Here is a 12494-nt window from a genome sequence, read left to right on the forward strand (position 1 = left end):
GAACATCCGTATTAGAGGGAAGTAGGTGACTAATAATGCGTTCTTGGTTTCCTTTACTAGATACGCTTTCAAAACATTATGACTTAAGAAAAGACTTACGTGGCGACTTAAATGCAGGTCTTATAGTTGCGATCATGCTCATTCCTCAAGGGATGGCATATGCGATGCTTGCTGGATTGCCACCTGTTATAGGTCTTTATGCTTCAACAATCCCACTCATTATATATGCACTTTTTGGTACATCAAGACAGCTTGCAGTAGGCCCTGTCGCCATGGTCTCATTACTTGTTTTTACCGGAGTATCCGGTCTTGCTGAACCAGGGACAGACGAATATATTTCATACGTATTGCTCCTTGCCTTACTCGTTGGTGTTATTCAGCTCCTTTTAGGTGTCTTTAAATTAGGAGCAATCACAAAATTCATCTCTCATGCTGTTATAAGTGGTTTTACATCTGCGGCAGCAATCATCATCGGTTTCAGCCAACTAAAGCATTTACTAGGTGTTGACTTAGGGAATTCAAAAAATATCTTTGTGCTTTTGTATGAAGCAGTCCGACAAATCTCAAGTGTCCATCTCCCAACTGTCCTTATAGGTCTAATCAGCATAGTCATTCTCTTTTTACTGAAAAAGAAGGTGCCAAAGATACCAGGTCCACTTGTGGTTGTCGTTCTTTCCATTGTTTTTGTCCAAATTCTCGACATCCATGATGCTGGAGTGAAAATTGTTGGTGACATTCCACAAGGCTTACCGAGCCTTTCGATCCCAATGATCAACCCTTCAGTTATTACAGCACTCCTGCCAATCGCGATAACGATATCAATTATTGCCTTCGTTGAGTCATACGCAATGGCAAAAGTGATTGCAACGAAAGAAAAATATCCGATTGAACCGAATCAAGAGCTCCGTGCGTTAGGGGTGGCGAACATTGGAACGAGCTTCTTCTCTGGTTTTCCAGTCACTGGTGGATTCTCCCGTTCAGCTGTAAACTACGATGCTGGTGCAAAGTCAGGGCTGGCCACTATGTTTACCGCCATTTTTATTATTATTACGTTGCTCTTTTTCACTTCGTGGTTTTATTACTTACCACAGGCGGTACTTGCCGCGATCATTATCGTTGCTGTTTATGGATTAATCGATGTGAAAGAATTGAAACATCTTTGGGAAGTCAAACGAGTCGATGCGATGTCGTTATTCGTAACATTTATCGCGACACTAATGATTGGGATCGAAGCAGGTATTGCCATTGGAGTCGTCTTTTCACTCGCTGTTTTCATATACAGAAGTGGAAAGCCACATATAGCCCAACTTGGTTGGGTTGAAGATTTAGGTGTATATCGTAACGTCAAACGCTTTCCAGAGGCGAAAACAGATGAGAGCACGCTCATTATCCGGATTGATTCAGCACTATATTTTGCAAACATGGCTTATATAGAGGAGAAGCTTCGTAATTATTTAACAAACAACCGTAACGTAACCGATGTCATTTTAGATTTTTCCGCAGTCAACGATATGGATGCTGTTGCCATTGATGAGCTTGATGAATGGGTCACGCATGAAAATGAACAAGGTATTAACGTTTATTTCGCTACTGTGAAAGGGCCTGTAAGAGATCTCTTGAAAAAAGCAACGTTCGGAAAAAAATATGAAGATAACATTGTTCATACGATTGATGAAGCGTTCGCCAAAATTGAAAGAGGTGATGGCAATGAACGTTGAAACGTTACGAGAGAAAAACCAAGAATTTATAAAGCGTATGAATGAGATTGATCCGGATTTTTTTTCAAAACTACAAGAAGGTCAAAAACCTGAATTCTTTATGATATCTTGTAGTGATTCAAGGGTAAGTCCGTCAGTCATTACGGGAATGCCACTTGGGAAAATGTTGATACACCGTAATGTTGCAAATCAGGTGAGTCATGATGATGAGAGCCTTGCAACAGGCTTATACTATGCGCTTCACTATTTAAAGGTCAGTTACATTATTATTATTGGGCACACTGGTTGTGGTGGAATCGATGCTGCTTGGAATGAATATGAGGATGAAGAAATGAAGTCATGGCTTTCACATATTCAAGACAGTTTACCTCGTAAAGGGGATGGCGCTTGTTCCTCGAAGAGTTTAGCTACACATAACGTGTTGGCTCAAGTGGAAAATATGAAAAGTCATCCTGTATACTTGGAGCATGGACACAACGTTCCTGTGATTGGAATGGTTTTTGACTTAACAAATGGCGAGCTTCAGTTTGTAACTAGTGAAATGATAAAAGCGATAAACTAAGTTTAAAGGATAGGAGAGAGTTTGAATGGCAGGTCACAGGTTTAATCCCGAAAAAGCAGAACGGTTATTAGATCCGAAAAGAAAAGAACTGATCGACTCAGAATGGGTTGCTGATTTATTAGCATTGCCGGCAGAAGGAAATGCCGCGGATTTAGGAGCGGGAAATGGGTATTTCACATTACCACTCGCTGAACGTACGAAAGGTGAAGTTTATGCGGTCGATGTTGAACCGGAAATGCTCGGGATGCTAGGCGTTAGAGCGACAGAGCAAGGCTTTGAAAACGTAGGGTTTATTGAAGCAGATTTAGAGGAGATTCCTCTAGCAGACGAGTGTGTCGATAGTATTGTCGCAGCCTTTGTGATGCATGAAGTTGATGATCGTGTGAAAGCATTTCATGAAATAAAGCGAATGCTCCGTGATGGTGGTAAAGCAGCGATTGTTGAGTGGGCAAGAGTTGAGGGCGAAGTTGGTCCACCTTTACATGAGCGACTAGCACCTGAAGAGCTCAAAAAAGATATCGAATCGGCAGGATTAAAAGTAAATGAAACGTTTGAAACGCATGACGTTTATACGATTTTAGTGGAAAAATAATGATAGTTTATGGAGGATTGTCCGACGTGAAAAACACGGCTCGGGCAGTCCTTTTTTATCTTGTAAATTATTATAACATTTTGTTTTTTAAGACAATTCCTGGTATATTATTCGTTATAACTAAGTGAAATAAATCATATTTGGGGGTGAATAAAGGCATTCGTGTCATACATAAGGGGATTTCGGTTCTTGTAAAAGTGAAGAGGAGTAATTGTTTCTGGATGGAAAGTAGTGGAGTGCTTTAACACTTTAACTTTATTGCTTTTATGTGATACAGTGTTAGTTATATCAAAATTCATTTCTTTCGTAAGTTATGTGAGCGAACGTTCAGTCGACAGATGTAAGAATCTATATCACCATTGAATAAAAATAGGAGGGATAAAATGAGCGAATCGATTAGAAAGCCTACTCTATTTGAAGTCATTATCGTACTAGGTTTATTTTTAGTTATTGCTTTTTCTTTTACGTCAACATTTGAATTACCTATTCAACTAGCACTCTTTATTTCACTTTTTATTGTGATTTTACTAGGTAAGAGATTAGGTTATAGTTATGAAAGTTTACAAGAAGCGATTAAAGCAGGGATCTCGAGGGGGCTCGACGCGGTACTTATTTTGATCGCTGTCGGTGCTCTTATCGGTACGTGGATTGCTGGAGGAATTGTTCCTAGTATCATTTACTTTGGTCTAGAAACGATTCATCCAAGTATTTTCTTGTTAGCAACATTAATTATTTGTTGTTTAACTTCTTTAGCAACTGGTACATCTTGGGGAACGGCAGGTACATCAGGAATTGCAATGGTTGCAATTGGTGAAGGGTTAGGAATTCCAATGCCAATGGTTGTAGGTGCGGTCCTATCAGGAGCTTATTTCGGTGATAAGTTTTCACCTTTATCGGATAGTACGGTGTTAACCGCATCAATGTCAAAAGTCGATGTGATTGATCATATTCGTTCTATGTTATATGTAAGTATACCTGCTTTTGTCGTCAGTGCAATTGCGTTTACAGTTGTTGGTTTTACAGTCATTGATGGTACGGTCGATCAACAGCGTATTAACTCGATCCTGTCTTCGATGGATGACACATTTAATATTAGTTTGCTTATGCTTATTCCAGCAGCAATCGTTATTATATTACTCGCGATGAAAAAACCAGCTGTTCCGACGATTGCATTCGGTTCACTACTTGGCGTGATTTGGGCTGTGTTTTTCCAAAGTATGGATTTTGTCCCAGCACTTGAAACGTCTTATAACGGATTTACGATTGCATCAGGAAGTGAATTTTTAGATGACTTATTAAATCGTGGCGGTATTGTTAGCATGCTTGGTGGAATCGTTGTTATTTTATTAGGCCTTGGTTTTGGTGGGGTTTTAAACCATATTGGAGCCTTACAAGTCATTGTCGACTCCTTTACGAGGTTTATTACGAACACGGGCCGACTTTCTGTATCGACGTTACTAACAGGATTTTTCGCCAATGTGTTTGGATGTGCGATGTACGTATCATTAATTTTAACGCCAAAAATTATGGAGAAAAATTATGATAAGTTAAAGGTTGATCGTAAAGTGTTATCACGAAATACGGAAGTCGGAGGTACATTAACTTCTGGTATGGTTCCGTGGTCAGATAATGGAATATTTATGGTTGCCTTGTTTGGTGTTCCGACGCTAGCTTATCTACCATATATGTGGTTAAGCTTTGCGGCCATTTTCTTTGTCATCCTCTATGGATACACAGGTAAATTTATTTGGTACACAGAAGAAAATCAGGCAGAAGTAAAATCATCATAAAAATATAAAAAAGGCTGTCCCTCCTGCATGTAAAAACATCCAGGAAGGGCAGCTCTTTTGCATTTAGTCAAGAAACTGGAACAAGTCTCCGTATATAATCTTGTCAGAAAAATTTAGTTCACGAGCCCCTTGCTCTTTGAGTGGTTCGCAAGTAGCCAAACTTAACTCTTCGCCTGTTTCGTGGTCGAAACAGCGGTCATTTGAGTAAATGAGATCGTCTGTAATAACACTGCCATCACGTAATACTGTGAAATCGTTTCGGTTATAGGAGAATAGGTCAGAGCCAAACATTGTTTTATTTTCTTCAGAAATACCAAGTAAATTTAAAAGTGTTGGCATGACATCGATTTGCCCAGAGACGGTATCAATGGTTTCTCCTTCCATACCAGGGATATGAACGATCAACGGTACACGCTCAAGCTTAATGGCTTCATACATATTAATTCTTTTATCTAGAAATTTACCTAGTTCACCATAATGACTGCTTGCAATGCCATAATGATCGCCGTACATGACGAGAACAGTATTTTCATATAAACCTTTTTCTTTCAACCCTTCAACGAGTACACGCATCGCCTCATCAGTATATCTTACCGTTGGAAAATAACGGTTGACGATTTCACTGTCAGAATCGAACTCATCAATAAATTGATCTTCTTCATCTAGCTCATAAGGAAAATGGTTCGTTAATGTTAACATCGTTCCGTAAAAAGGCTGTGGTAACTCTTCAATAAACGCGAGCGACTGTTCAACAAAATCGATATCTTTCATTCCCCAACCGACAGAGTTCATGACTGAAATATTGTAATCACTGAATGAATAAATGTCTTCATACCCTAAATTCGGGTACATGACATCCCGGTTGTAAAATGATTGGTTGTTCGCATGAAATGTTGCTGTATGGTAACCGTGATTTAATAAAATTTCAGGGAGACCACGATATTCATTTTCATCATGAGTAAGGAAAACAGCGCCTCGCCCTAACGGGTACAAGGAGGTATTAATGATAAACTCTGCATCAGATGTTTTCCCTTGACCCGTCTGATAATAAAAGTTTTCAAAGTAATAGCTCTCTTCAATGAGTTCATTTAAAAATGGAGTGATCTCCTCACCGTTTAATGTTTCACCGAAAACAAAACTTTCCACAGACTCGAGTGAAACGACGATGACGTTCATGTCTTTAGCTGCTTCAAAGTAATTTAGGTTTGACATACCACGGTTTTCTTCTAAATATTCCTTAATCGATGACCAGTCATCTTCTTCAGAAAACATCACTTGAGTAGTCGTTAGTGTATGAAGGTATGCATCATACAGATAAAAATTATAAATCCCGAGCGTTTGTATAAGTTGGTCGCGGTTAAACGAATATTTTTGGTCAACGACCTTCAGTTGTGTGAGACCAACCGCAAGTAAAAGAAGTAAAATGATTGCTGGAAACTTTGCCTTGTTAAACTGGATCTTTGTAACAGTTAGCCATACTGGTTGCCTATAAATGAGAAATCCAAGTAGAGCAAGATCAATGAAGTAAAGGATATCGGCAATATGAATGAGCTCAAAAATGCTTGTGCTTAAATCTCCCATATTTGAACTCATAAGCAGCATCGGAAGTGTAATGATATCACTAAACTCGCGGTAATAAACAACGTTTGAGTACAAGATAACCGAAAGTACCATGCTTAACGCGAAGTAATAGAACAGTTGTGCTTTTGGTTTAAATAGTAAGCCAATGCTGTATATGGTAAATAAAAAAATCAATGGATTAAGTGCAAAAATGAGTGCTTCTAAAAATTGATTAATATTGATATGGAAAGTAGCTTCAGAAACGATAAACGTTTTCAACCAAATGACTGAAAGGAATAATAACATAAAACGATGGTTGCGGAAGAAGCTTTGCAAAAGGAATCACCACCTTACGTTGAAACGCATTTGAAGATATCGTAATACACGAAAGTTCGTATTTACAACGAATATATAGTTTTTACATGATTTTGTAGTTTCTTAGGGAGAAGGAAAGAGGCTAGTCATCCTAAGCTCAACCCTATATGGTATATGTGTTGTTGGTGTATAAACATTGGAGTTACAAAATATAATCGCCTCTTTTAAATATGTACATTCGAATTCCTTTTTAAAACCATATTTAGATGTTGGGTGGCAAGAACTTTACTTTTAGTTGCCATTGAAACAGGTAGACTTACCTTTTTGTTCGCAAACGAATGGCAACATTTACGTAATGAGCCCTTTTATGAAGCATCAGTTAGCACAGGGTCAAATGGCTGGTTTAGGCTAATGAAGTATGATGTGCGACACTTTGGGCCAACGATGGCTATGTTGTTTTTTCAAGAGCTTGCGAAGGTAAAGTTGTTACTTGGCCAACTCGGTTTCCTATCAATGTTTATTGCTCAAGAGTGGTTTACGATGGAGGAGGGTCCGGTAGAAGTGCAAAATGCATTAGGAACGTGGGGAAGTATGTTGAGTGATACAAGGCAGTATATTCGAGATGAACCGTGGATTCCGCTCGTACCGGTAATAGCCATTACGTATGCGATGTTTACATTTCATCACTGTGCATTATCGATCAAAACATTTTTTCGAAAATATGAGAGATGAGAAAAGAGGCTGTCATGCACAGCCTCCTTTTAATGGGGAGACATTTACGTATGAAGACGAACTTCAACTAGCGTTCACTTCCACAGGGGGTGAACGAGTTTAGACGAAGCTCCATTTAGTTAAAGGTAATCATGTAGCAGATTCGAGTAATTTACGTCGTTCTTTCTTCGTTTCTGCTAACTTTTCGCTAATTTCCTTGTGGTCTGTATTTAACTTGTTCATCATCGTCACTACTTGGCTTTCGGCACGTTCGATTTGCTCTAATGAATCGGTGATTTTTCCGTGCACCATCCAGTCTACAATCAAACTATTAAAGAAGTAGTCAGCAAAAGTAAGGAAATTCCCAATATCTAAGTTTGCATGAAAATGATCTTCTAAGTCTTGCAGTTCTTCTTGAAAATGGCGCAATTGCTTCTGAGCTTCATGTATATCATCCTTGGCCGTATCAAGGTGACTATGCTTGACCGCTGTTGTAATCATTCCGCCACCAAACATATCTAATGTTGACCAGCCTTTAGCTTTATTTAGTGAGTCGATAGCATTTTTTATTTCTTTTTGTGCAAATTGGCCTGCTTCAATTGCTTCCTCGTATTCGTTTTTCATCGATTGAAGCTCGGCCTCTTCTTCTGATAATGCGTACAACTCAATACTCCAAGGAGAGTTAGAATCATGGATTAAGTCTTCTTTCTCAGCCAATAGTCGTCGATATTCTCTACCCGAATCAGCAACAGTTTTTAATAATGACTCATATTCAGCAATTTCCTTTTCCAGATCTTCAACCGTTTCCTTCGCTTCTGTGTACTTGAGTTTTGCAGAGAGCACTGCTTGCTTTTCCTCATCAAGCTTTTCGAGCTTTCTTCCTGTCAGTGAATAAAAAACATTTGTTAATGAAAAACTCTCAAGACGCTCAACATCTTCTTTTTCTTTCTCCAACTGAGCTTTCAGTTTAGCGGCGTGATTTTTTTCTTCGATTAAAAAATGTTCCGCGCGCTTTAAATGATCTGTCCATTTTTGCTTTTTCCTCTGTTTTTCTTTTACAAGTTTTAGTTTTTCGTTCAAATCAGTCAGCATATCTCACCCTCCTAACAATATATACGTTTCATCTACTTTATACGTTTCAACTTCTTGAGAGGTTGGTTGGGTGGCAATAAGAAGGAAAACTTTTTCAACGGTAGAATAAGGTGTAAAAGAGGACTGGTTGAAAAGGTGGGAGAGGATGAAACGGTTAAGAGGAGAAGTGGTTAGTGGATATGGGAATTTTTCTTATTGGATTGAAAAACTTAGTTCTTTCTATAAGAAAAAAACAGGAATGGTTCTCTTTCCTGGTACTTTAAATATCAAACTCAAAGAACCTTATGATTTACCAAGTGATTCAATAAGGTTGGAGCGAGAAGAATATGGTGGAGAAGTATCTGTTAGTTTGCAAGAGTGTAGAATATTCAATAGAAGAGCATTTATACTTCGGACCGATAAAAATGCATCGGGGCAAGGGGGGCACCCAAGAACAATTATCGAAATCGCAACAGACGTGAAATTAAGAGACACATACAACCTTAAGGACGGCGATGTCGTAGAAGTTCAAGTTCAATTCATGAAAGAGGAAGAGTGAAAACCTTTTTCCTTAATCCCCAGGTGGTAGATACCTGGGGGATTCAGTTATTGTGTGAAGAGGTACGGACTAAACAAACGTTTGTTTAACTTTTTTCCGATAAGATAAGTGGAGGTTCAGCCAATTTCGATAGACATAGGTTGCTGTATATGGTCAGTTGTCGAATTATCTGAGTTAGAAATTAGATTGAGGGAAGGTAATTTTGTTTGATGTGAGAGGAAAAGTAGTGTATTCAGAGGGGGGTAGGAGTAGGTGTTGAATCCACATGAGAAGAAATGATAGCACATGAGAGAGGATGATCGCACGCAAGAAGTAATCATTCCACGTAAGAAGCCAAACGAAGAAGAAATGATACAATTACTCAAAGAAAAGCACTGGACACAATAATCCAGTGCGTTTAACCCTTTATCAACTTACATATCTATGTCACGTTTTGTAAATGCAGTTATACCGACAATCATTAATCCAATAGCAATTGCAGTTAAGCTAAGTAACGGCGTAATCACTAAATCTTCAGCAGGTATTCTTGAGATGTGCTCGTATGGTGACAAATTCATGACCCATTCAGGCAACTGTAAAGCGCCACCTAAATAGACGACGAAAAATGCGTAAATAACTACTGCCCAACTAAATGCTGCTTTTTTAGGCCACAGACCAAACAGTGCCACTCCTAAACCGATTGCTACCCATAAAGCAGGAGCAAAAGCTAACCCTGCGATCGTCAAGTCAAGTAGATAACTAGAATCGTTCATACTTTGACTTCCCGTGATCCCCATGCCAAAGCCTGCCATAAATAATAAGAAAACACTGCCAAGTAAGGCGATGACTAAATAACTTCCTAACAGGCGAGTTCGCGCTAATGCCCCTGAAAGGAGTGGTTCAATACGCCCGGCTTTTTCTTCACCACGAAGCTTTAATAAACTTAGTAAAGCAGGGATCGCGGCAACCATTGCTGAAACAGAGATAAACATTGCGGCAAAACTATCAGCAATCACTCCATCTTCCATTTGAGGAAGCATTTCATTGAGCGTATCTTCCATTGAAGCCATCATTTCTTCAGCTTCTCCAAGAAAGGCCCCATAAGACATTCCGAATATTAATAAGGCAAAACTCCAAATGATCAAACTCGTTCTTTGTAATCGATAAGCAAGACCGATTGGGTTCGTCAATAATGAAGTGGCATGAGCGCGTCCTTGGCGAGGGCGGATCATTCCGCCTCCAACATCTCGCATTGTACTTAACTTATAAGCTATTAAGGTAAAAATAATTGTGAAAGAAAAACTAGGCAATAATGGTGACCAATCATTGTCAACAAACGCTGCCGTTTGTTGTGCCCAGCCAATTGGCGTAAGCCATGATAAGAGACTGTTATCAATGTCACCAACAGCACGTAAAGTAAAGGCTACGGCGATCATTCCAGTACCGAATCCCGTCGCTCCACGAGCAGTTTCCATGAGTTGAACGAAAAAAATCGCAATGGCAGCAAAAATAAAGCCGATCGAAGCTAATGCAACACTAAATAAAAACGAACCTTCCCAAGTGACGGATTCGTACCCTAATCCCCCCATGCTAAGAGCTAAAACTAGCGCAAGAACGATATTCAACCCAAGTACGAGGATGAGTGCTGCAGTAGTATTCGCATGTCTTCCTGTAACAGAAGCTCGAATTAACTCAGCCCGCCCAGTTTCTTCTTCTTTACGCGTATGACGGACGATGAAGAGGACACTCATTAAAGCGACAACAATTCCAGCCATCCCAATCATTTGGTGTGAGATCATCGCACCAACAGTATAATTCTCTAAATAAAGGTCAGGACCTGAAAGTGCAATCGCAGCGGGATTTGTCATCGTCATGGCCATTGTTTGTCGTTCAGCATCAGTTACATATAACTCTTCAAAACTAATGAGTGAGATAACAATGCTAAGAGTGATGGCTATGATCCAAATGGGTATTCGAATACGATCTCTACGCAACATGAAACGGAGCATCGTACCAGTTCCAGTAAAGGTTTGCTCTTTACTCACCTTTGTCACCTCCTTGCGTGTCACCATCTTTACTTTCTGAATCACCGTAATGGCGCATGAACAATTCTTCTAATGTAGGAGGCGTACTCGTTAAATTTTTCACCTCAAATTGTGTTAAATGTTGCAAAGTATTACCCATTTGAGAGGTTTCTACTTGGAACTTTGCCTCACGATCATTCAATTCAAGGTTATGGATGCCAGATAACGTATCAATACCTGTGATTTCTTTTTCTGTCTCAACCGTAACGAATGTACGAGTTAAATGGCGAAGCTCATCTAATGATCCAGATTCTACGATTTTTCCTTCGCGAATAATTGCAACGCGGTCACATAACTTTTCTACTTCGGCTAAGATGTGGCTTGAAAGTAAAACTGTTTTTCCACGAGCTTTTACTTCTGCTACGCATTCTTGGAAGACTGCTTCCATCAATGGGTCAAGTCCCGAAGTAGGCTCATCTAAAATAAATAAATCAGAATCAGAAGCAAAGGCAGAAACTAATGCTACTTTTTGTCTGTTTCCTTTGGAATACGTACCACACTTTTTGGTTGGGTCAAGGTTAAAACGCTCAATTAACTCTTTGCGACGTTGTTGATTAACTTCTCCCCGTAGTCGTGCTAATAAGTCGATCGCCTCGCCACCTGTTAAATTGGGCCATAAGTTAACGTCTCCTGGTACGTAAGAGATTTTACGGTGTAATTCAACAGCATTTTTCCAAGGGTCTTTGCCAAACATTGATATTTGTCCACTTGATTTTTGAAGGAGACCAAGCAAAATCCGAATTGTTGTCGACTTACCAGCACCATTTGGTCCGATAAAACCGAGAACTTCCCCTTCTCGCACGTCTAAATCAAGCCCGTCAAGCGCTCTTACCTTGCCATAATGCTTTGTAACTCCCGTCATGTTAATTAATGACATTTTCTCCACCCCACTTATTTATAAAAAGCTTTTTTTAATACTTCTAGATACTCGTCAAATTCTTTATGAAGCAGATCGAACTCTTCTAGGGTGAACGTTTTTCCTTTTAGTTTTCGTTCGTTTTCATTTCGATAGCCATCGAGTGCCCACGTAATGAGCTGTAATGCTTTCTCTACATCGAGATCGTCTTTAAAAAGAGTCGTATCAATGTTTTCGTAAATTCTACCAATCCCTTTTTTCTCTAGTGTTTGTCTACGTTCGTGTAATGCGTTGATTAGTTCACTTGAATTTGATGAAAAGGCTACAAGGATGAAATCGGACAAATAGGGGTATTTTGCCATCATCCTTTTTTTCAACAAGGCTGCGTCTCTAAATCGTTTAATGATATCCCCTTCGGTTGTATCAATTTTGTCTATATATTCTTTGTCACTGATGTCAATGCAGTGGTCGAGCAAAAATAAGAAGAGATCCTTCTTACTATTGAAGTAGTGAAACAACGTTCCTTTTCCGATACCAGCTCGTTTAACAATCGCGTTTGTTGATGCTTGTTCATAACCCTTTTGAATAAACTCTTCAAAAGCGGCGTTCATAATGCGCTGTTTTTTTTCTGCTGCTAGTTTGTGAAATGGTGAGTTAATACGTGCCATCCTCCTTTACCTAAAGCGTGTTGACCACA

General features: G+C 39.3%; 11 protein-coding genes. 6 read left to right on the top strand and 5 right to left on the bottom strand.

Annotated features, from left to right (window positions below):
* Positions 1-35 precede the first annotated feature (35 nt).
* The 4 genes from LGQ02_RS01850 to nhaC all read left to right on the top strand — a co-directional run bounded on the left by LGQ02_RS01850 (position 36) and on the right by nhaC (position 4662).
* The gene (locus LGQ02_RS01850) at positions 36-1718 is read left to right on the top strand and encodes a SulP family inorganic anion transporter (protein WP_226516559.1); all 1683 of its coding nucleotides are present in this window, start codon (positions 36-38) and stop codon (positions 1716-1718) included.
* A complete protein-coding gene (locus tag LGQ02_RS01855; protein WP_226516560.1) occupies positions 1708-2280 on the top strand; it encodes a carbonic anhydrase in 573 nt (190 codons plus the stop codon). The genes LGQ02_RS01850 and LGQ02_RS01855 overlap by 11 nt, the downstream gene beginning before the upstream one ends.
* A gap of 25 nt (positions 2281-2305) precedes the next feature.
* Positions 2306-2872, top strand: coding sequence for a class I SAM-dependent methyltransferase (locus tag LGQ02_RS01860; RefSeq protein ID WP_226516561.1), 567 nt, complete (start codon positions 2306-2308; stop codon positions 2870-2872).
* Positions 2873-3255: 383 nt separating this feature from the next.
* On the top strand, positions 3256-4662 hold the full coding sequence (gene nhaC, locus LGQ02_RS01865) for a Na+/H+ antiporter NhaC (protein ID WP_226516562.1): 1407 nt from the start codon (positions 3256-3258) through the stop codon (positions 4660-4662).
* Between the two features lie 63 nt (positions 4663-4725).
* Here the strand turns inward: nhaC and LGQ02_RS01870 are convergent, their stop codons facing one another.
* Complete coding sequence (locus LGQ02_RS01870) at positions 4726-6558, bottom strand: LTA synthase family protein (RefSeq protein WP_226516563.1); 1833 nt, start codon at positions 6556-6558, stop codon at positions 4726-4728.
* Between the two features lie 252 nt (positions 6559-6810).
* On the opposite strand from LGQ02_RS01870, the gene LGQ02_RS01875 reads away from it, so the two are divergent.
* Positions 6811-7269 carry a hypothetical protein gene (locus LGQ02_RS01875; protein ID WP_226516564.1) on the top strand — a complete coding sequence of 153 codons (459 nt, stop codon included), beginning with the start codon at positions 6811-6813 and terminating at the stop codon, positions 7267-7269.
* A 129-nt stretch (positions 7270-7398) separates the two neighbouring features.
* Here the strand turns inward: LGQ02_RS01875 and LGQ02_RS01880 are convergent, their stop codons facing one another.
* Entirely contained in the window at positions 7399-8340 is a 942-nt protein-coding gene (locus LGQ02_RS01880; RefSeq protein ID WP_226516565.1) for a hypothetical protein, read from the bottom strand.
* Positions 8341-8485: 145 nt separating this feature from the next.
* Between LGQ02_RS01880 and LGQ02_RS01885 the strand changes: the two genes are divergently transcribed.
* Positions 8486-8878 carry a DUF120 domain-containing protein gene (locus LGQ02_RS01885; RefSeq protein WP_226516566.1) on the top strand — a complete coding sequence of 131 codons (393 nt, stop codon included), beginning with the start codon at positions 8486-8488 and terminating at the stop codon, positions 8876-8878.
* Positions 8879-9291: 413 nt separating this feature from the next.
* Here LGQ02_RS01885 and LGQ02_RS01890 read toward each other — a convergent pair whose 3' ends face one another.
* From LGQ02_RS01890 to LGQ02_RS01900, 3 genes are read right to left on the bottom strand one after another with little or no spacing between them, the layout of a single operon-like run.
* Complete coding sequence (locus tag LGQ02_RS01890; RefSeq protein ID WP_226516567.1) at positions 9292-10902, bottom strand: ABC transporter permease; 1611 nt, start codon at positions 10900-10902, stop codon at positions 9292-9294.
* Positions 10895-11818, bottom strand: coding sequence for an ABC transporter ATP-binding protein (locus LGQ02_RS01895; RefSeq protein WP_226516568.1), 924 nt, complete (start codon positions 11816-11818; stop codon positions 10895-10897). Before LGQ02_RS01895 ends, LGQ02_RS01890 begins: the two co-directional genes overlap by 8 nt.
* A 14-nt stretch (positions 11819-11832) precedes the next feature.
* Positions 11833-12465 carry a TetR/AcrR family transcriptional regulator gene (locus LGQ02_RS01900; RefSeq protein ID WP_226516569.1) on the bottom strand — a complete coding sequence of 211 codons (633 nt, stop codon included), beginning with the start codon at positions 12463-12465 and terminating at the stop codon, positions 11833-11835.
* Positions 12466-12494: the final 29 nt, after the last annotated feature.

Origin of the sequence: Bacillus shivajii, from assembly GCF_020519665.1 — a bacterium.
Lineage (GTDB): Bacteria > Bacillota > Bacilli > Bacillales > Salisediminibacteriaceae > Bacillus_CA > Bacillus_CA shivajii.